Origin of the sequence: Caulobacter rhizosphaerae, from assembly GCF_010977555.1 — a bacterium.
Classification (GTDB): domain Bacteria; phylum Pseudomonadota; class Alphaproteobacteria; order Caulobacterales; family Caulobacteraceae; genus Caulobacter; species Caulobacter rhizosphaerae.
The window spans coordinates 948,370-969,250 of sequence record NZ_CP048815.1 but is presented as its reverse complement, the minus strand read 5'-3'; the positions used below and the strand labels follow the sequence as shown (position 1 = coordinate 969,250).

The following is a 20,881-nucleotide window of genomic DNA, read 5'->3' as shown; positions in this document are numbered from 1 at the left end:
CACGCAATCCAAGTTTCATGGTCAAGCTAGGCCGCTTTTGCGAGTGTTATTCAATCTTCGGCGCGTGAAGCTACCGTTGTTGAAGGGAGCGGTAGTAGGTGCGCGCAGTCCCTGGACTGGGCTCCCATTTGAAGCAATCGCAGTAGTCCTCGATCGCCTGCATCACACCGAGGAGCGAGGGGCCGGTGAAGGTCAGTGTCTGGCCCGTACCCCAATGGCTGAGGAAATTGCTCGTGATGGTGACCATGTTGGTGTTGAGGCCGTTGATCTGTACGGGATCTAGCACCAGGCTGCCGGCTGCCTGGTGAAGCTTCACAGCGGCGTCGATCGCCTTGAGGAATTCCCCAGCCAACTGCTTATTGTCGTTGAATGCGACGTCGACCGGGACCGGGATGCGTAGCTTGCTGATCAGGTCGTTGAGCCGATACTCTAGATACTGACGCACGCCTTCCTTGGCATTATCGACTTGGCCCGCCTGCAGCATCGAGATGGTGCCGTCGCGGACCTTGTTCACGGCGCCGGTTTGCGGAAGGACAGCGAACTTCGGATTTCCTTCGAGCCGCTGGTGCCACCAGTTGCCGGAATTACTGTGCTTGTTGAACAGCTTCTCGAGCATGGTGTCGTGGCTTAGGATGATGACCTGCGGGCCAGACGCGTTGCCGGGCCGGGCGAAGCTCGTGCGGATGAGTTCGGCGAGGAAGTTCTGATGCCCCGCGTCAAAACTTGAGGTTACGTCGTCTAGGACGATGAACTTCGGCAGGCCGCCGTACAGAGACGCCGCAGCCAGATAGAGAGCGATGGAAAAGGCGTTCCGGAAGCTTTCCGAAAGCACGGCCTGGGGCGAGATATTCGCCTGGCCGTGGAAGTCAGTGAGTCGGATCTGCAGTTCCTCGCTGTTCGCGCGCTTCGCCACGGCGGGTTCGACGCCGATGAACCACATCCGCTTGAAATAGTCCCGAAAGACGGGCTCGACAGCCGCCAGGCGCGCCTTGCTTAAGTTGGACTCCGCGACCGCGAACACCTGAGCGGTATTTTCCAAGAAGGCTCTCACGCGGGAGATCCTTTGCTCCCTAGATCGTAGGCGCGAGACCTCCGTTTGGGCGGCGACGAGCTTGTCCCAGTGCTGCTGCAAACGCCTCGCCGTTTCGATCTTCTTCGTCACCTCGACCGAAGACTGCGGCAGTTCATTTTCGAGGGCCGTTTGCGTCCTGGCGAGGGCTTCATCCCGGACGCTGGCCCGTTCACGCAGGGTCCGGAGCCAGTCTACGAGCTGCTGCGCCTCAGCCCCGCTGATCGCCCCCTCTTCGGCCCGTGGTCTCAGTTTGGCTATCAGCCGCGCCTCAGCCGAGAGTTCCAGAACCGCCTCTAGCGACAGCAATTCGCTCCATCCGGCTTCACCCCACTCCACCCCGCAGGCCGCAGCCGCCTGATCGAGGTAGGTAAACTCCGCCAGCTTGGCGGAAAGGTGGGTACGCAGATCGTGAGGCACCGTGCCGTCGCAAAGCGGGCAAAGCTTCGGATCCGGCCAATCCGGATTCTGCACCACCTGAGCGCCGCTCTGGTACAGCTGGAGCATCAGGTCGCCGGCGGTCTTGGCCAAGGCTTCGTCCCGCTCGCTGGCGCGGGCGACAAGCTGCTTTGCGCGCTCTGCGTCTGGTGCCTCGACGTTCAGCTTGGCGATTTCGGCGCGATCGCGCAGGCACGCCGACAGCTGCTCGCGCTTAGGGCCCCCTTCAGCTGTCTTGATAGCTTCAATGCACCCGTCGATGTCGATATCGAGGAAAGGCTTGCCCTCACATAGTCCTTTCAGCGGCGCGATCTGGGCCAAGGCATGGGCGCACTTCACCTGAGCTTGCGTTACATCCAGTACCTGCAAAGGCGCGCCCACCAGGATCTCGTAGTCGCTGTCGACCGCAGTCTGCGCATCGGCAGCAGCCTTGCTCTCGCGGGCGAGCGCCTGCGTCGTGCCCGTCACCTCGAAGTGATTGTTGAAAGCCCTTGTTTGAACGAGCCCAGCTAGCGCCTGACGCAAGGTGCTGTAGGCGGACAGGCCGAGCAGGCCTGCGAAGGTTCGTCCTCTCTCCAGGGGCGTGTCCGAGATGAACCGCTGGAAAGTGGGGCCGTCCAAGAACACGAATTCCCGGTCGAGCGCGGCGAGGATGGCGTTCGCATCCCATGGCGCCGTTGCGCTCACGGTCCGCACGCCCTGTGCGTCGCGGACCACGGTGACCTCGCACTTTGCGCCTGTCGGTTCCGCGACAAGGCGTAGCTTGATGGTTGCCGTTCGTCCGGAATGGAACCGGTTGAGGTAGTAGTCCTGGTCACGCTCCGTCGCGGGCAATTCCTCAAGCCACGACAAGCGTCCTGTGATGGCGTAGCGGACAGCGTCGTGCACAGAGCTCTTGCCGACCCCGTTCACCGCCGAGACGCTGTTGACCTTGTCGGTATGGAACTTCAGCTCGAGAGGGTTGGTCTCGTTGTTCACCCCTCTGAACCCCTCGATGCTGAGTCCTTCGAGCAACCATCCTATGATCGCAACGGAAGCGGTGGGCGCGGCCGGAGCTGGCGGCGGGATAGTCGGCGCGGGCGCAGCCGCAGCCGCAGCCGCAGCCGCTGGCGCAGCGGTCGTCGCGGGCGCAGAAGCTCCAACAGCAGTCGTTGAGGGCTCAGTCGCGGCGAAAAGCGCGTCCCGAATGACGTCCTCGTCGTGGGTATCCGCCAGCAGCGTCGTGAAATGCTGCCGAAGCTGTGCGCCGAGGGCAGCATCCGACTGTGTAAGATGTGCTCCGAACCGCGTGAGATTCTCGTCAACGGAGGTGTTGTCGTCAAAAGCGAAGGCGCTGGCTGGCGTCGGCATGGCGGTCTCTTATGGGCGAACTCGGCGGCCCGAGCGGTCCAAGTTGTACCCTAGCGCCATTGAAGCCTATGGTGAAGCTCGGCGTATGTTCGGCACTTCGCGCTCGCCTATGCGCAAGCCGCCGAAGCCAACCCCTGTAACCGCCCCATGTGCGCGTCGTCACCGCTCAATTCGATTGCCGGCTGACTGGGACGTCGGCTTTCTGAGCCGGCTCCAAGTTCCGCTTCTGACGTTAGGGCGACCTTGAGAAAGTCCGGTTGTCAGTCGCGAGCCGAGCGCGCGGCGACGGGCAACTTTGGGACTTAGCGAGGCGGGATGGCGACGACGACTAGGTCCAAGTTCAGTCCGGCGACGCTCCTTGAGGTCTATTGGCGAGGCATGATCGCAGAGGCCAGGCGAGGCGGGATCAAGCGACGGTGGAGTATGCGACGAGGCGATCTACTCATCTGGGTCTGCTGCGCCCTCTTTGTCTGCGTCATCGTAGCTCCGACCGGTCTACGGCGTCGCCTGGAAGATCGTGCTCGGCGACAAGGCCGCCGACTGGGTCCAGGCGGTGGGTTCGATCGCCGCGATCCTGGGTGCCTGGATGATCGGCAGCCGTCAAAGCCGCCACGAACGCATGCTGGAAGCTGACCGCCGATCGGCCGCAGCGGACGACCATCGACGCATAATCGAAAAGCGGGATCGCCGCGCGATCGACGCCATGATGCTGACTTACGACATCGTGGGGAACATCGCCGATCACCTGCAGCGTTCGACGGGCGAAAAGCCGCTGGATGCCGCCCAGATGAAGCGGTGGCTGGCCAATGCCGACGACTATATCGCCTACCACGCCGTCCAGCATCGCGACTGGGGCGATCTTACGCTGACCTTGATTGCCGCGCGCCGGCCTCTCCCGGCGGTCTTCGCCGCATTGGACGCCTATGATGGCAGCGAGGGCGCGCGCGAAGCGCTAAAGGCATCGTTGGACCGGGCGTTTAGGGACCTGCGGTCTAACATCAATCATTTGGAGCCGGACGTGGACTACGTGCCGTTCCATCCAGGGCTCGAACCCAAGCAGATGCCCGCTTGGCCGAGGGGCGATGCGACGCCGGTGCCACGACGTGGGACCTAGAGGCACTGGGCGAAGAAGTTGTCGACCAGGGCGAAGTTGATCGGCGCGATGGGATCGATCGGCGTCAGGTGGGCTTTCATGTCGGCGAAGACCATGTCCGGATCGGCTAGGTCTCGGTCCGTGTAGATCAGGGCGTAGATGCTGCGCTCCTTGAAGAAGTCCTTGTGACGGGCCATTTCCCGCTCGAAATTGTCCTTTGCCATGGCGTTGATTTCAGCGCCCGAAAGGCCGCCGATCTTGCTCAGATAGCCGTGCGTGGACCATGGCGAGAGCTCGTAGCCGACCTTCTTCATCGTCAGTGGGTCGATAATGCAGAAATCCAGCCGATATTTGTGCTGGGCAGCCCGGCCGCCATACCGGAATTCGGGGATCAGGAGTGGTACGTTGAGCGGGTTGTTGGCCGATCTGACGTAGGCCACGTAGCGCTGAGCGATCGCTTGCTCGTGTGGCGAACCCGAAGCGCGCACCAGCGTGTTCTTGAAGAACGCCAGGTAGGCGTCGACGGAACTGAAATGAATCGGATCCGGGTCATGCTCGACGACCAGGCCTGTAGAGAGAACATGCCCGATCGTCCAGTACAGCGGCCGGAAATGCCGGATCTCGCTGCGATCATTCTCCCAGGTGTCGAGGTCTGAGTTCCACCGCGGGGTGATCAGGAGGCCATAGTTGGCGTTGTTCTGGCCGATCCAGACTTCCGACTCGTCGAGGTGTGGCCGCGTCTTGGACAGCTCGTCGAAATGATTGAGGAACGAGCGGTGTAGAAACAGCGTGAAATACCGCTGGGCCGCAGGTGAAACACGGAAGCGATCATAGTTTCGCCGATAGATCTTCGCGTTGGGGCCGCCCGAAAGGATGCCGTCCTGCAGGTTCTGCATGTAGCGCGCGGCGTACTGCTCGGATGAGTGAAAGACGTCGTGGTGCAGGTCGATGAGGCTCTTGGCCCACCCTCCGATCGTGGCGTTGAGCGAAGCCTCCGATGGAAAATCGGTTTGCGCCAACACGTCGGGCAGTAGCGCCCTAAGCTGCGCTTTGAGCTCAGCGATGCGCCGATTTCGCGCGGCTTTGTTCGGATCGGCGGGAAAATACATGGGGTTCAGCAGAGCACGAGTCGCCGTCTTCGATGGATACTCGTCGGCGAGTTCACTGACTTTCAGATCATCCTCACCACCCACGACTTTGCAACTGAAGGGGCCGCTTAGTGCCGGCTATCGACGCCTCCCTGAGCGTTCCGCCTTTTGGAGCCAAATTCTAGACGCGAAGCGCTTGGGAGGGCGCGCGCGATAACCTCGCGCTGCTTTCGCGTTGCGGGCGCGAGCCTCCGCCCCGACAGCGACAAGACTCACGGCGAGGTTCAACTTGGCCCGGGCCGGAGTTGCAGGCAATTGTTGGCCACGGCGCGAGGTGCGATACCCATCCAGGTGGGGTGGGACAAAGCCCGTCGCGCTGACGGTTGAACGGGATGGTTGGATCGGCTTCATCGCCCGGGTTCGCGCTCGAGGCTATACCGGGCGGCCGGCGGCATTGGCCTTGAGGCGGAAGGTGCGCGGCTTGGACGACGATAAACTGAGCGTTCCGGCGGAGCAGCGTGGCCGACAGGCGATCGCAAGTCTCGTAGGCTACGTCCATCAGCTGATCACCACCGTAGCCGCTTGGATGCGGCTTGGCCCAGACGATTGCCTTCTAGTGGAAGTGGCCGAGGACTACGCCGTCCTGGCCCAGGCCGCGCTCACCATGACCCAGGTCAAGCGCGAAACCAACGGCGCGGCCTTGACCCTTCGCCGCTCCGACGTCGGCAAGGCCATCGTTTCGCTCTGGCAGTTCAGCGATGCCAATCCAGGCCGCGACATCCGCCTGCATTTCCTGACCACGGCCGTCGCAGGCCACGAGCAGGGATTCCAGTTTCCGGAAGGCCTGACCGGTATCGCCTATTGGGCGCGCGCCGCCCTCGGCGGCGATGTCGAGCCGTTGCGCGCGTTCTTGTGTGCCCAAGATTGGCCGGCAGATCTCCAGGCCTTCCTTGCCGAGGCACCGCCCGACCAGTTGCGGGAGCGTATCTTCCGGCGCATCACCTGGCTGTCCGGCGCCGATCAAACGACAGTTGTGTTGGACGGGCTCGCCGCTCGGCTGGGCGCCCTCGCCCTCGAACGCGACATGATGGCGAGCGACGGCGAGCGGGCGCTTCCTGTCTTGCTGCTGCGTGTCATCGAAAACCTCTTCACGGTTGACCGTCGGCTGACCCGCCAGGCGTTCGAAAAAGCCTGGGAAGACGCCACCACCCTTCCTGTCTCGATCCATGTCGCGCGGCAGATGCTCGGCCGCGCCGTCATCGCCGGGCAAACCACCGACCGGTTCGCCGACCTCGCGTTTGGCGCCCTTCCGCCGCGCCTGGCCCGTCGCCAAGCGTTGGTCGATCGGCTTGCCGCTATCATGGTGTCAGGCGCCGTGCCTTGGATCCATGGCAGCAGCGGGCTGGGCAAGTCGCATCTTGCCCAATTGCTCGCCGCGCGCTCCAATGGCGTTTGGCATGTCGTCCGCCTGCGCGGGCTCGATCCCGCCGCTATGCGGCAGGCGTTTCGCGAGGCGGTTTCGGCGCTGGACCAAACTGGGCTTGACGGCCTGGTGCTCGATGACCTGCCCGTGCCCCTCGGCGAACCGCTGCTGTCCTGGGTGCGTGCGATCGTGTCCGAAGCCGCACGCCTTGAACTGAAGGTTGTGGTCACCAGCGAACGCGCGCCACTCGCCCCCGTCGGGTCGCATTTTGCGCCGTGGAAAATCGAAGCCGTTGCAGCCCCCTACCTGACGGCCGAAGATGTCGCGGAGATCGTGACGGCGGCGGGCGGCTCGGCACCGGACTGGGCTCAGATCGTCCACCTCACCTGTGGCGCGGGCCATCCGCTGTTCGTCGATGCGCGGATCGCGGGCTTGGCTTCCCGCGGCTGGCCGCGCGGCGAGCGCCTCTCGGGCCTGATCGATTCTGGTGACGTGAACGAACTGGAGGAGGTGCGCAACAGCGTCGCCCTTCGTCTCCTGAACGAGCTCAATCCCGACACCCACACCATGCTGCTGCGCCTCAGCGTACTAATCGGTTCCTTTGACCGGAACCTCGCAATGGCGGTGGCCGAAGCCTATCGCCCGCTCGCCCGGCCGGGCGTGTTGTTCGAATTCCTGCTGGGCCCCTGGATCGAGGGCAGCGGCCAAAGCCGCTTCAAACTCTCGCCGCTTCTCATGTCGGCCGGTTTGTCGGGTCTGGGCGATGCCGAACGCGTCGCCGTGCAGACTGCAGTCATCGAGCACCTGATTTCGCGCCGACCCTTACCGGCCGATTTTCTGTCCCAACTGCTGATCCAGTCGTTGGCGACGCGCAATCTGAGGGGGCTGCAGTTCATCGCCGCCGCAGTGCTCACCGCACCCGATAGATCCACGATCGCGCGGGCCTGTCTCCCCCTCGCCTTCCTGACCTCACGAGAGGGTGGCCGTCTGGTGCCTGAGAACCACGGGGTCTCGGCGTCGCTGCGTCTGGCCCAAGTCGTCGCGGTGACGGCCGAACCTGCCCATACGGGCCTAGCCGCTGTTCTGGCCGAAGCCGAAGCGGAGTTCGCGGCCATGCCGGAGCCGGCCGCCACCGCGTCACGCTACACCATGCTCCTGATGGTACTCGCCAGCGAGTCGCTCGAGGCCGTGCCTAGCCTATGGCTACCGCGCCTCCTGGAATTCATCGCGCTCGTCGATGGTGGAGCGGTTCCTGGCGAGATGCGCGAGGGGTTTGACGCGGTGGACCTTGGCGGACTGCGCCAGGACCAGTTCTTCTTCGTACTCAGAACCAACTCCATCGCTGACGTCGCCACTCTGGAGGCGTTGTTCGACCAGCTTGAGGTGGTTGCGCCGGACCTTCGACGGTCCTGGCTTGCCGCAGGTCCCGCGCTGCTTGGAGGGCCTCCGCTTTTCATCCAGTCGGCCTGGTCCCGCGCCGCACTTTCCAATGCGCTCGACGCTTCCACAGCTGCCGCGGCCTATCGCCGACTCGCGGCGACCGCCGAGGCTTGGGGCGAGGCAGACGTCGCGGTCGAATGTCATCGCGCGGTCGCGGTGCTGTTGGACGAATATCTTAAGTCGCAAGACTTGGCGCTCGCCCACCTGGATACTGCCGATGTCGCCTATCCTGAAAATACTCGGCTCGCTCGGACGCGGGCGACCGTGCTTGCTCATGCCGAGCGCCACGAAGAGGCGCATCGACTGCTTGCCAGCTTAAAAGCCGCCTACAGCAGCGACGAACCACTTGAACGCGCTCTGATGCTGCAGGCGGCCGCGACCAGTGCGGCCCGCACCGGCGCGCGTGCCGAAGCCGCCGATCTCTTTCTTGAGGCCTGGCGGGTTACTGACGGCTTGAGTTCGCTGGCGCCGGGCGTCCGTATCGGGTTTCTGTGCGACGCCATCGTCGAGCTGGGTGCTGCCGGTGCCTGGATGCGAGCTCTGGAAATCTACGCTGACGCTCACTTGGCCGCAGAAGAGATCACGAATGACCAGACGGATCGCACCTGGGTGGCGATCCAAGCCGTGAGCCAGATCGCGCAATGGCTGAACGCTACGCAAGAAGGCCGCAGCGCGCTTGCTTTGGCCGATCATCCTGGGACGTGGTCCATCCTCAAGCCCCACCTGCCAGACGATCGAAGCGGCGCGGTCGATTTGCATGTGGGACTGGCCCGTGCGGCTTTGCTGGAGAACCGGCTTGACCTTGAGACCGGTCTTGTTGCGCGTTTTGACGCGCGAGAGGCTGCAGGGGCGGTAACTCCGCTATCGAGCCTGGCGCTGCGCGGCGGACAAATCGCCCGCGCCGTTGACTTGCGCGATGTCCCCCGCTTCCTCGAAGTGTTGCCTCGGATCGTGGCGGCCAGTCACGCCGGGCTGGCGGCCAAGGCGGCTGGAACCGCGGACGTACCGATGATGATCCCTGTCAATGCGCCCGATCAGTGGTCGTCGGGCGAAGCGGAAATGGCGCGTCTGTTGGCGAGCGAACTGATCGCCGAACTCCTCCTCGACGGGAACGTCGAAGGGGCGACCGAAACCGCTGCCGAGCTTGGTCGTTATGCACCTGCTCTCGCTGGCCTGCTCCCGGCAACACACGGAAATGTCGACCTCGCCGCCGCCGCGATCGATAGAATTTCGTGGCTGCAGACGCCAGGAGTACCTTCTGCTGCCGCGCTCGTCCAAGCAAGCTTTACGGTGATGCAGTGGTTGTCGGCCGGCTCTCGCCCGACGCTTCGGACGCGCCTTTGGCCGCTGGTGGCCGACGGCTGGCGTCTTGTCGTTCGGATAAGAGGCGCCGCGTCGGCCGCGGCCGCGCCTGGAGGCCCTGAGCTTCTTCAAGCACTGGAGGACGATGGCGGCCAGCTGGCGAGCTACGCGGCCCTCGTCCGCGCGGGGGCGGCGTTCACTGGAACGGGCCTGCCGGCGGATGTGGTCTCGACGCTTGAGCGCATGGCATTTCCGCGGCCCGTCGGCTAACCGCCGTGCACGGTGGGGTTTCTCAGGCCTCGAGTATCTGTGCGAGGCCATCGTGTTCAGGCCTTGCAGTAGTAGAGCGCATTTGGCGAATTGATCAGGAAGCCACATGCCGAGCCTTGGCCGCGTCAGATTCGCAATTCGCCGTCAGCCTCAGTTGCGCGACCTTTGGGCCCGATTTGCTCCAGTCGAGGGTCCCTGCCGATCGGGGGGCGCATCTTCGAGAGATGAGCGCTTTCAACTTGGCCGGGTGCTGATAGGGTCGGTAGCGGTTTCGAGCTCTTCGGCTCGCCAACCGATGCATGTGGTCGGGGGGCCAAATGGACGTAGAGAGCCACGAGGCGCCGGGCTTGACGCCGGACATTCGCAGCTGCCTCCGAAGCTGGGGGTACGAACGGTTCACGGAAATCCAAGCCCTCGCGCTCGCGCAGGGTGTCGCGCTCGGTGCCAGCCAAGTGGTCTGCGCCCCAACGTCGTCGGGCAAGACGCTGGTGGCGGAGTTGGCCATTCTCGCTGCGATCTGCCGTAGCCGGCGGTGCCTCTACCTCGTTTCTCACAAGGCCTTGGCCGACCAGAAATATCTCGATTTTGCGACGAGGCTTGGGGAGGGAGCCGATCAGCCTCGGGCCTCCGTGGGCCTCAGCACGGGTGACCGTGACGAGGGTGACGTCTCGCCTCAGGTTCTCGTGGCGACCTACGAAAAGGCGCTCGCACTTTTGCTGAGTGGTCAGCTGGATCTATCCGCCACCGTCGTGGTCGCAGACGAACTCCAGATCATCGGCGAGGATGGGCGCGGGCCCAACATCGAAACCCTTTGCGCCATCTTCAAGCAACAAGGCCTCGACCAGCTCGTGGCGCTTACCGCGACCATAGGTAACGCACAAGAACTAGCGGACTGGCTCGACTGCACCCTCGTCACGAGCTGGAAGCGCGACGTCGACCTGCATCAGGAGATCTGGAGCGCCGGCAGTGGCTTCAGGGTGCTTTTCGGCCAGGAGCTCGGATCGCCATGTCACGAAGATGAGGCTCTACCCACCGACGCCATCGGCGTGGCGCGCCGCCTCGTGGAGATGAAGCGCGGACCGATTCTAGTGTTTACGGAGTCGCGCAACGAGGCCATCCAAATGGCCGAGCGTTATAGCCAAGCCGCGGTACGGACAGCGGACGGGATCATGCTCGCGCAGCAGTTGGAGCTCTTCTCCGAGCCGACCGAGTCTTCGCAACAGCTGCAGGACAATGCTCAAAAGCGCGTGGCTTTTCACACCGCCGATCTGACGGCGCAGGAGCGCCAGGTTGTCGAGAAAGGCTTCGTCGACTCCAGCTTCGACGTGTGTTTCGCTACCAGCACCTTGGCAGCAGGGGTCAATTTTCCCTTCAAATCCGTCGTCTTCCCGAAGCTCACCTACGAGTGGCGAGACGGCGGCGGCACGATGATCTCGCGATCCGACTACCGAAACATGTCGGGGAGGGCCGGACGATTGGGTCTTCATCCGGATGGGTACGCGGTCCTTTTGCCTCGTAACAGCCTCGAACTGTCGCACGCTAACAGGCTGGTGCTGCCAGAAAATGACAACGTGGAATCCCGTCTCGTCGGTCTTTCGATGCGACGAACAGTGCTTTCGCTCATTGCGTTCAAGGTGATCAACCATCGCGGTCAGCTTGAAGAGTTCTTCCAGCACAGCTTCTATTGGCACCAAATCCGCGAACGGAATCCGCGGAAGCTGGAAGACATCATACGCCTCGCACAAGGGGCTACAGACTGGCTGGTGGCCAACAGGCTAGCGCAGGAAGAACTGGACCTGCTGTTTCCGACGCCGATGGGGAAGGCTGTGGCGCAGTCCGGACTTCTTCCGACGACCGCGGTTCAACTGCTCGACGTCGTCGGGCGATATGCCGGTGTTCTCGATGCGGAGTTCGACAAGTATCTGCCGGCGCTGATCCACCTGATCTGCGGCAGTCCGGAGTTCACCGGCAGTCGTCCTTCGAGGTTTTTGCCGTCGCCCGTCGGCAGGACGCCGGTGAACTCCAACGGCTTCCTCGCCGCCCATCCCTTGTTCACGATTCTGGACCGGACGGAGGCACGGCAGAACCAGTGTGCTCACGCCGTGGTGCTGTTCGTCCAGGGCGAGGCCGAACGAAACATCAGACACCAGACCAACATTCCGTCCGGGCAGATTCACCGACTTGCGACCGACGTCGCCTGGATCCTCGACGGATTGAGGAAGATCGCCAGCGTCCCGGAACTCGGCTACCCGCAGACGATGACCAACCAGTTGGCGATGCTGGCGCGACGCGTTCAGTGGGGGACGCCTGCAGAAGCGTTGGACATCCTGCGAGTCGCGCAGAAGGAAGGCGTGCCAGGCTTCGGACGCCAGCGCGCCATCGCACTGCTGCGGCAAGGCATCGAAACCTTCGACCAGCTGCTGGCCCTGGCCAAGGAACGTATCTCCGCCATCGTCGGCAACGAGCGGCGGACAAACGCTCTGCTCTCGGCGGTGTCGCAGTGTCTGGGCTTCAAGGGCGATCGATTCCAGAAGGTCCACGCCGAGCTCGCCGCCAAGCTCGGTCTTGGCGATCAGGTCGAGTACTGCGCCACTTCCCTGGGCGACGACTACGAAACGGCGATCCAGCGTCTTCTGGACGCCAGGCAAGACTGGAAGGTGACGGTCATCGACGACGGGCGGCGTCAGAACGTGCCCGATCTGATGCTGACGTTCGGGGATCGGTCGGCGCTGATCGAATGCAAGACGACGACGAAAAATCCGCCGCTGATCAAGAAGGATGAGGCCTTCGCGGTGCTTCAGAAGAGCGTCGATTTCGATGCCTCGATCCATCGGATCACGCTTGGCAAGCCGGGGTTCGACGAGCATTCTAAGCGGAAGGTCCAAGGAGCCAAGGACGTCACCTTGGTGGAGCACGACGTCTTTGTCGAAGGCCTGCTGCGTGTCTATGCGGAGAGCGTCAGCGTTGAGGACTTCTTCGGTTGGCTGACCACACCGGGCCTGACCGAGTTGGATCGCCTCAGCGGCAAGCCGACCTACGAGATCGTCCGCGGTCTTTGATGCGGCCCGAAGCTGCAGGGGCGAATTGAGGCGGTCCAACGTCAATTACTGGCGCCAAACGGACCGGCGGCGGCCACGCAATAGTCGCCTCAGCCAGCGAGCTTAGGGCCGTTATTCGATCCCCCAGCGCCGGGCGTTGGCCTGCCTCTGTTTGGGGCAATAGCTTTGACGTCCTTCGCGAAGTTCGCCTGCGGTAAGATCCGAACCTCATATTGGTCCAGCTCGGTCCGATCAAAGCGAAGCAAAGCTGGGCGCACGATGTCACGCAAGCACCGCTTCAAATCAGCGGTGACACCTGGGCCTTGAATGTCCTCAACATCCATCGGCCAGTCACCACGCGATTGAAATTCAAGGGTTCTTGTCGCACCATAGTTGAGCTTGTCCCAGCTCGACAGCGTCCGATCAATGTTGTCTGACACGAGCCTGCATCTTCGCACGCGGAGCAGCTGATGCAGCGACGGCAATCTGTGCTGAGCCAAGTCGACCTGATCCCCATTGCAGGTGCTGCATGGAGGCTTTCGGCATCTAGTGGGGTGGTTCGACGGAGCTCCTCAAAACTGCCGGTTGTTGACCTTAACAAGCTCAACTGTTTCTGATGGTACATGAAATACGACGGACACACGATCGGGCTCAGCGCCACCGACCTGGTGGGGCACCTGAACTGCCGCCATCTGACCAACCTTGATCGGCTGGTCGCGCAGGGTGGTTTAGGGCCGCCGAAGGTCTGGGACCCGGCGCTTGAAGCGCTTTGGGAACGGGGCAAGCAACATGAAGCGAGCTATGTCGATCACCTGATCGAGCAGGGGCTGGAGGTGGTCACCATCGCCGGCGTCGACATAACCGCGAACGCAGTCGAGGAGACCAAGGCGGCGCTGAAAGGCGGTGCCGATGTCGTGGTGCAGGGCGCGCTGCAGACGGGGGCCTGGTCAGGAAAGGCGGACGTGCTTCGCCGCGTGTCTGAGCCGAGCGCCTTGGGCGAATGGTCCTATGAAATCTTCGACACCAAGCTTGCGCGCGAAACTAAGGGCAGCACGGTTCTGCAGTTGAGCCTGTACGCGGACCTCCTTGCGGGCGTGCAGGGACGACCGCCCGAGTTCATGCACGTTGTCGCGCCCTACACGGACTTTGAGTCCGAGACCTACCGGGTGGCGGATTTCGCCGCCTACTATCGCGTTGTACGCCGCAGCCTGGAAGGCGCCATCGCCAAGGCGGAGGGTGAGACCTATCCCGACCCCAACCCTTATTGCGAAATCTGCCGGTGGCGTGACAGTTGCGATCAGAGGCGCCGCGCAGATGACCATCTCAGCCTGGTGGCTGGAATCTCGAAAAATCAGATGGTGGAGTTGGCCAGCAGGACAGTGCAAACGACCGCGCAGTTGGCCGCCATGCCGATCCCGCTGACGTGGAAGCCGGAAAGAGGCGCCGCGCAATCCTACGTCCGTATTCGCGAACAGGCCCGCGTGCAGGTCGAGGCCCGCGAGAGCGGTGAAAATGTCTTTGAGGTGCTCACGCCCCAAGCAGGGTTGGGGCTTTCGCGCCTGCCTGAGCCTTCAGCGGGCGACGTCTTCCTAGATTTTGAATCTGACCCGTTTGTCGGCGAACATGGGCTTGAGTATCTGCTCGGCTACGAGCACCGCACTGATGCTGGGGAGTGGGTTTACACGCCTCTGTGGGCGCTGAACCGCACCGACGAGAAGGTGGCTTTCGAGGCCTTTGTCGACTTCATCATGGCCCGCTGGGTTCAGTTTCCGGACCTGCATATCTACCATTTCGGTGGCTACGAGACCGGGGCCCTAAAGCGCTTGATGGGCCGATACGCCACAAGGGAAGATGAGCTCGATCGCATCCTTCGTGGTTTGTTGCCCGTCGATCTCATGAGCATCGCTCGCCAAAGCGTTAGGGCCGGCGTCGAAAGTTACTCCCTGAAGAAGCTTGAGCCGCTCTACGGCTTTGTCCGCGACACCAGCCTTCCGGACGCCAGGCTCGCGCTTACGCGGTTGCAGACCAGCCTGGAGCTAAGCGACCTCGCCGCCGTCGATGAGGCTGATTGCGCCACCGTGCAGGCCTACAATCGTGAAGACTGCGTCGCGACGCGCCACCTTCGCGATTGGCTCGAAGGCCTCCGCGCCGACCAGGTCGCTCAAGGCGCCGCGATCACCCGTCCAGAAGCCGGCGACGGCGCGCCGTCCGAGACGGTGGCTGACTGGCTCGCCAAAATCGGTCCGCTCGTTGAGGCGTTGTCCGCCGACGTCCCTGCCGATCCATTGGAGCGGACGCCCGAGCAACATGGACGCTGGCTCCTGGCCAACATGCTCGATTGGCACAGACGCGAGGACAAGGCGGTCTGGTGGGAGTTCTTCCGGCTCCGCGACCTTGGCGCCGAGGAACTGGTGGACGAAAAGTCGGCACTGGCGGGATTGAGCTTCGAGGGCGTGGTCGGCGGCACTGCGGCTGTCCCCATTCATCGCTACCGATTCCCGCCTCAAGACACCGACGTCAGGCCGGGTAACAAACTTCGCCAGGCTGGGGGCGAGAGCATGGGGTCGGTCGAAGATATCTCTTCGGAAGCCCTGACGATCGACATCAAGACCACAAAGAACACCGCCGGGGTGCATGCTGAAGCGGTGTTCGTCCACGACTATGTTGGCTCGGAGCCAATGCAGGAGTCCCTGGTGAGGCTCGCCACTCATGTCGCCGCCCACGGTCTTCTAGGCGATGGACCCTACGGTGCCGCGCGCGCGCTTCTTCTGAGGCAACGCCCGCCCCTGGCGCAGGGCGTGCCGCTGCGAGGTGATGGTGAGACCACGCTGGACGCCGCAATGCGCGTCGCGCCGCTCTTGGCGGCCGGTGTGCTTCCCATCCAGGGCCCGCCGGGCACCGGCAAGACCTACACCGCCGCGAGAATGATCTGCGCCCTGGTGGAACAGGGAAAGACGGTGGGCGTGGTCGCCAACAGCCATGCAGTCATCCGCAATCTCCTCGACAAGGTTATAGAGGCCGCTGACGAGACCGGGGTCAACGTCCAGTGTGTGCAAAAGCCGAAGGAGAAGGAGGATAATTCTCACCGCCTTCGGATTGTCACCAAGGCGCCGGATCTCTTCAGCGCCTTGGGATCGGGGTGCCACGTGGCGGGCGGAACAGCCTGGCTTTGGGCTGCTCCGGACGCTTTCGACACTGTAGACGTATTGTTCGTTGATGAGGCAGCGCAGATGTCGCTGGCCAATGTCTTGGCGGTATCGCAGGCGGCCTCGACCTTGGTGCTGATTGGCGATCCCCAGCAGCTTGATCAGCCGACGCAAGGCAGTCACCCGGAAGGGACTGAATGCTCCTCGCTCCACCACCTCTTAAACGGCAAACAGACGATCGCCCAAGGAGAAGGTCTGTTCCTTGAGGAAACGTGGCGGCTTGCTCCGCCCATCTGCGCCTACACCTCAGAGCTCTTTTACGAAAGCAAGCTCCATCCGCGCGAGGGCGCGGAGGTGCAGGTATTAGACGGTGCCGGGGCGTTCGGCGGATCAGGCCTGCGGTATGTGCCCGTCATACACAGCGGCAATCAGAGCGCCTCGCTCGAAGAGGCGGAGATCATTGCGACCATCGTCAGTGATCTCGTCGGTGCCCATGCCACCTGGACAGATCGCACGGGCACCCATCCAGTGACCCTTGAGGACATCCTGATCATCGCGCCATACAACGCCCAGGTTTACGAGATCCAACGTCGAATTCCGGGCGCGAAGATCGGCACGGTCGACAAGTTCCAGGGACAAGAGGCTGCGATCGCCATTTATTCGATGGCCACCTCAAGCCATACGGATGCGCCACGTGGCATGGAGTTTCTCTACAGTCCCAACCGTCTTAACGTTGCTACGTCGCGAGCCAAATGCCTGTCGATCCTTGTTGCGTCTCCCAGCGTGTTCGAGGCGGACTGCCGTACGCCCAGGCAAATGCAATTGGCCAACGCCTTTTGCCGGTATCTCGAAGTCTCGACATAGAGCGTGATCGCGCCTTTGCGGCGTAAGGCTTGGTGTCGAGTTGGGTTTAGGATCGAAAGGAAGTCGGGACTCGCAGCTACCGTCAACGTGATCGCTGCCTGCAAGGCGGTCATCGTGCAGCTCGTCGGCGAAGACCCGTTGGACATTTGCCCCTTTCCGGAGCTCTGGGTGGGCAACTGGGCAGTCAAATCTGGGGAAACCCGTGGCCAAGCCGACCAAGTCTGACCTAGACCAATCCGCCAGGCAGTTGCTCGCGTTCCTCGAGCGCAACCGCGATGAGGACATCATCGAGTATCCATTCTCCGGCCTATTCCCACGGAATAGCTGCGAGAGCGTCTCTCTGATCCTCGCCTACCTGCTCGAGGAGAAATACGGCCTGGATAACGTCCGGGTCATCAAGGGGACCAAGCGCAGCCATGAACACCATTTCTGGGTGCGAGCGGGCGATCTCCTCTATGATCTTACGGCGCACCAGTTCGGGCGGCGAAAGCCAATCATCGGCGCCTTGGCCTCGCCGTTCCACATGTCCTACCCAGATTGGGAGGTCGAGTCGGGAAGGGAATTCGTCAAGCGGGAACCGATCATCCGGGCCTACCGCGAAGGGATCATTCCGTTCTGAGTACGTGGACTTCCCCGCCGCCGGTCAATCATAGGCGGCAGTAGAGCTTTCGCTGGCGGCTAGGCCCGCCTCGATGAATTGCTGGATCGCGGGCTGGACCGATATGGGCGCCAGCTCCACGCCATAGCGGCTGGCCAGAACCTCGCGCAGGCGGTCGAACTGCTCGATGGCGTCGCCCAAAACCCGACCACTACTCTCGAGCCTGGGCAGTCGTCGGTCCCTGGCCTCTGGCTTTTTCTCTTCGAGCGCGAGCACGTCAGTAATGCGCTCGTTGACGGCTCGTACGGCGCCCCGAACGTCGGCTAGCGGCTCGACCACGTCGGCGGGCAGCTCGGAAACGTCGATGCTGCGCAGCGCCTCGACCATTTCCGTGGTCCGATGACCCCTGAGCAAAAAGAGGAATGGAGCATCGCTGCGGATCAGGGGCGCCAGGCGCTCGATGACATGGAGTAAGGCCCCGCGAGCGGTCGTGCCCGCCGCCGCGGCTAGGTCGACCTTTCGAGCCTTCGCCTCCTCGTCCCGTCGCCGCTCTTGCCAGGCTAGCCCCGCTGCGCCCGCGAGAAGCGCCACGAACGCGGCAATCGCCTGCGCCCAATCGGCGGCCTTTTCGCCCGTCGCCAGCTTCCAGACGCCTGCATAGATGCCGGTCGGCGCCACTACCGCGCTGATATAGGCCAAGCAGCAGGCCGCGATGAGCCAGTCGCTTTTTTTCGACAACGGTCTTCTCCAATGGGCCACGATGCAGTTTCTCGGAATGCTTTCGAGGATGTGCGTCGCGCGAATTGCCGACGCCGTCGCGGATGCGGACTAAACCGTGTCGAGCTAGGTCAGGAGGCCTTGGCAGAGGACCGTGAATGGAATGACCGATCGCGGCTTGCATGCGAAGTCGCCCGGAGCCTTTGCGACCATCTTCGTCAACCGTTCGGCCTCTTTCGAGGTCCTGACGAACGCAGCCTGGATGCCGGTGGGAAGCTCGAAGTCGCCTTTGCACCGCCACTCGCGCTCGTGCAGCCAACTGATCCAGCCCTTGACCGGGTCGACCTCAAACCGAACGACGCGCCACAACTGACCAGGCGGAACAGCAAGCGCCTTCAGCTCCTCGTTCGAAAGATAGAGCACTGGCCGGCAGCCGGCGCCGTAGGCGAACTTCTTGGTGATCGCAATTCCGTAGGGTTGATACCTAGGCTTTTGTGGGTCGGTGTTGTCCGGCGTCAGGACGTACTTCATCGAAGCGAATGGCACGTCCATGAAGCAACTCGCGCCGTGGGCTCCCTTGATGAAGCCCTTCTTCGGCGTGCTACGCATGATCCTGCCCGACTTCAGGATGCTCACGAGATTGTCGAAAGCGGAGTAGTCGTCATCGGGCTTGGAGTGCTTGGTCAGGTGCACAAGATAGGGCGTCATGTCTGGCCGCGCGTTGAACGGCAAATCCTCAAAATCGGGCATCTGATCCTATCTCTCTCGTGGTGCCGCCGATGCGCTGCTGAACCTAGCCCAGGCTGACGCTATAAAGCGCTGGCGAGGCGACCCAGGTCCCAGCGGTTAGCTTGTCGGCGGGGCCGCTGATCCGCTGGATGCGCGGATGATCGGTCAGGCAGTTGGCAACCAGGAAGATCCAGTATTCGGACCCATGCTGCTGGGCGGCGCGAAGTTCATTGGCGGTGAGATCGATGGCGCTGAAGGCCCCTCCGACTGTGCCCTTGACCTCAATGCGATGCAGGACGCCGTTCTCATCGCGATAGTCGATATCCCAGCCGGGCGTTTCCAAGACGGCGGCGCGGTGAACGATGTCGGCGCAGCCGCCCTGGGTCTTGAGAAGCTCGACTACCAACTGCTCGGCCCAGTCGCCTACCTCCTTGGCGCGCTTGGATCGACGATAGCCAACGCCGCCAGCCTTGCCGGCGCCCACCACCTTGCCCTTGGGGATGATCAGATCGTCTGCTTCCTCGGGCCGACCGATCGCCGAAATCGGCACGGCGATCGGCGGCGTCGTTGTCGCCCCGGCGGCCTCGAGGATGCGATCAAAGGTCGCCTGATCGATGCTGCGCACCCCATTGCGCCACATGTTCTGCGGGATGATCTCGTAGAAGACCCCGTCACGCTTGGCGGGAACCGGCGGATTGAAGGGGACGTAAGCCTCGATCGCGCAGAACCAGGATGGGCGCGACTGCCCGACGGTGGCGGGATCGGGTGTGATCTCGCCGATACGGCCGCGCCCGAAATACTCCGCCTGGCCCCGAGGACCGCGTTTGCGCAGCACCCCGCGGTAATAGACGAACTCTTCGCCCGGACGGATCTTGTTCTTGTAGCCGTTGGGGTAGTGGTACTGCACGCCCTCGACATCGTTCCAGGCATGGTCGGGGTTGGGAACGAACTCGTTCGTCGTCAAGACGAGGGGCATGCGCATCACCTTCCAGCCAAGCTTCAACTTCGCGGGGAATCTAAGCGACGTCCACACTCTTCAAGACATGGCTGTGGTCTTGGCTGCGACTTTGCATTGTTCATGGTATGTCCCGACTCTAAGGGCTCTTCCGAGATTCGGGATCGGGAATGGTTTGAACGTGTCGGATTTCACCTTCTTCGAATTTTTCGCTGGCGGCGGCATGGCCCGCGCGGGCCTGGGCCAGGGTTGGACCTGCCAGTTCGCCAACGACTTCGATGCGATGAAAGCCAAAGCCTATGCCGAAAACTGGGGCGGTGAGCACCTTGTTTGCGAAGATGTCGCCAAGCTCTCCACCGCCGATCTTCCTGGCGTGGCCGATCTTGTCTGGGCTTCCTTCCCTTGCCAGGATCTATCGCTAGCTGGCGACTACAAGGGCTTGGGCAAGCAGGGTGCCAACGCCGTCACGCGCTCGGGGACGTTCTGGCCGTTCTGGCGGCTGGTCAAAGGCTTGATCGAAGAAGGCCGAGCGCCGCCGATCGTCGTCCTGGAGAACGTGCTTGGCATTCTGACCTCGAACGATGGCCAGGACTTCGCAGCGATCGCCCAGACCCTGGCCGACAGCGACTATCGCTTCGGCGCGCTGGTGATGGATGCGCGCTGGTTCGTGCCGCAGTCGCGCCCGCGGGTTTTCATCGTCGCGGTGCGATCGGGCGTGGAGATTCCCGACGGTCTGGTGATCGACAAGGCCCACGAGACTTGGTCGTCGCCGATGCTGCGCACCGCCCATGCGCGGCTGAAGCCAAGTTTGGCCAAGCGCTGGGTTTGGTGGGGCGTGGCCAAGCCCGCCGAAGAGGCCAAGCGCTTCGCCGATCTGCTGGAAGAAAAGCCGCAAGGCGTCGCCTGGCACACTGTCGCCGAGACCCAAAAACTGCTCGACAGCATGTCGCCGGTGAACCGCGGCAAGGTCGAGGCGGCTAAGAAGGCCGGGCGCCCGATGGTCGGCGCGCTCTATCGCCGGACGCGGCCGGATGCGGACGGCGGGCGCTCGGTGCGGGCTGAAGTGCGCTTTGATGATGTGGCGGGCTGTTTGCGCACGCCCGCGGGCGGCTCCTCGCGCCAAAAGCTGCTGATTGTCGAGGGCAAGCGCGTGCGCTCGCGCCTGCTGTCGCCGCGGGAAGCCGCACGCCTAATGGGCCTGCCCGAGAGCTACAAACTCCCAGATCGCTACAACGAAGCCTATCATCTGGCCGGCGACGGCGTGGCAGTGCCCGTCGTTCGCCACCTTGCCGCCTGTCTGCTCGAGCCGCTGATCGCCGGCGCACGCCAGGCCAGATCGATGGCGGCCGAGTGAGCCAGGC

General features: G+C 62.9%; 12 protein-coding genes. 6 read left to right on the top strand and 6 right to left on the bottom strand.

What is annotated here, in order from left to right; genetic code table 11:
* Window positions 1-70 precede the first annotated feature (70 nt).
* Window positions 71-2,857 carry a hypothetical protein gene (locus G3M57_RS04415; protein ID WP_163228301.1) on the bottom strand — a complete coding sequence of 929 codons (2,787 nt, stop codon included), beginning with the start codon at window positions 2,855-2,857 and terminating at the stop codon, window positions 71-73.
* A gap of 517 nt (window positions 2,858-3,374) precedes the next feature.
* Here G3M57_RS04415 and G3M57_RS04410 point away from each other — a divergent pair.
* Window positions 3,375-3,971 carry a hypothetical protein gene (locus G3M57_RS04410; RefSeq protein WP_163229001.1) on the top strand — a complete coding sequence of 199 codons (597 nt, stop codon included), beginning with the start codon at window positions 3,375-3,377 and terminating at the stop codon, window positions 3,969-3,971.
* On the opposite strand, the gene G3M57_RS04405 is transcribed toward G3M57_RS04410, so the two are convergent.
* Entirely contained in the window at window positions 3,968-5,143 is a 1,176-nt protein-coding gene (locus G3M57_RS04405) for a topoisomerase II (RefSeq protein ID WP_230983815.1), read from the bottom strand. The two genes, G3M57_RS04410 and G3M57_RS04405, sit on opposite strands and share 4 nt — an antisense overlap.
* 376 nt (window positions 5,144-5,519) lie before the next feature.
* Between G3M57_RS04405 and G3M57_RS04400 the strand changes: the two genes are divergently transcribed.
* Window positions 5,520-9,473 carry a hypothetical protein gene (locus tag G3M57_RS04400; RefSeq protein WP_163228999.1) on the top strand — a complete coding sequence of 1,318 codons (3,954 nt, stop codon included), beginning with the start codon at window positions 5,520-5,522 and terminating at the stop codon, window positions 9,471-9,473.
* 317 nt (window positions 9,474-9,790) lie between these two features.
* Window positions 9,791-12,532: a DEAD/DEAH box helicase gene (locus G3M57_RS04395; RefSeq protein WP_163228997.1), complete on the top strand. Its 2,742-nt coding sequence runs from the start codon at window positions 9,791-9,793 to the stop codon at window positions 12,530-12,532.
* Between the two features lie 89 nt (window positions 12,533-12,621).
* On the opposite strand, the gene G3M57_RS04390 is transcribed toward G3M57_RS04395, so the two are convergent.
* A complete protein-coding gene (locus G3M57_RS04390; protein ID WP_163228995.1) occupies window positions 12,622-12,951 on the bottom strand; it encodes a hypothetical protein in 330 nt (109 codons plus the stop codon).
* Window positions 12,952-13,134: 183 nt separating this feature from the next.
* Between G3M57_RS04390 and G3M57_RS04385 the strand changes: the two genes are divergently transcribed.
* Together G3M57_RS04385 and G3M57_RS04380 are read left to right on the top strand one after the other, a co-directional pair.
* The gene (locus tag G3M57_RS04385) at window positions 13,135-16,521 is read left to right on the top strand and encodes a TM0106 family RecB-like putative nuclease (protein WP_163228993.1); all 3,387 of its coding nucleotides are present in this window, start codon (window positions 13,135-13,137) and stop codon (window positions 16,519-16,521) included.
* A 202-nt stretch (window positions 16,522-16,723) separates the two neighbouring features.
* A complete protein-coding gene (locus tag G3M57_RS04380; RefSeq protein WP_163228991.1) occupies window positions 16,724-17,140 on the top strand; it encodes a hypothetical protein in 417 nt (138 codons plus the stop codon).
* Between the two features lie 24 nt (window positions 17,141-17,164).
* On the opposite strand, the gene G3M57_RS04375 is transcribed toward G3M57_RS04380, so the two are convergent.
* The 3 genes from G3M57_RS04375 to G3M57_RS04365 all read right to left on the bottom strand — a co-directional run bounded on the left by G3M57_RS04375 (window position 17,165) and on the right by G3M57_RS04365 (window position 19,541).
* On the bottom strand, window positions 17,165-17,857 hold the full coding sequence (locus G3M57_RS04375) for a hypothetical protein (RefSeq protein WP_163228989.1): 693 nt from the start codon (window positions 17,855-17,857) through the stop codon (window positions 17,165-17,167).
* Between the two features lie 105 nt (window positions 17,858-17,962).
* Window positions 17,963-18,586, bottom strand: coding sequence for a DUF2971 domain-containing protein (locus G3M57_RS04370; RefSeq protein ID WP_163228987.1), 624 nt, complete (start codon window positions 18,584-18,586; stop codon window positions 17,963-17,965).
* A gap of 43 nt (window positions 18,587-18,629) precedes the next feature.
* A complete protein-coding gene (locus G3M57_RS04365; protein WP_163228985.1) occupies window positions 18,630-19,541 on the bottom strand; it encodes a protein NO VEIN domain-containing protein in 912 nt (303 codons plus the stop codon).
* On the opposite strand from G3M57_RS04365, the gene G3M57_RS04360 reads away from it, so the two are divergent.
* Window positions 19,540-20,874 carry a DNA cytosine methyltransferase gene (locus G3M57_RS04360; RefSeq protein ID WP_230983816.1) on the top strand — a complete coding sequence of 445 codons (1,335 nt, stop codon included), beginning with the start codon at window positions 19,540-19,542 and terminating at the stop codon, window positions 20,872-20,874. The genes G3M57_RS04365 and G3M57_RS04360 overlap by 2 nt on opposite strands.
* Window positions 20,875-20,881: the final 7 nt, after the last annotated feature.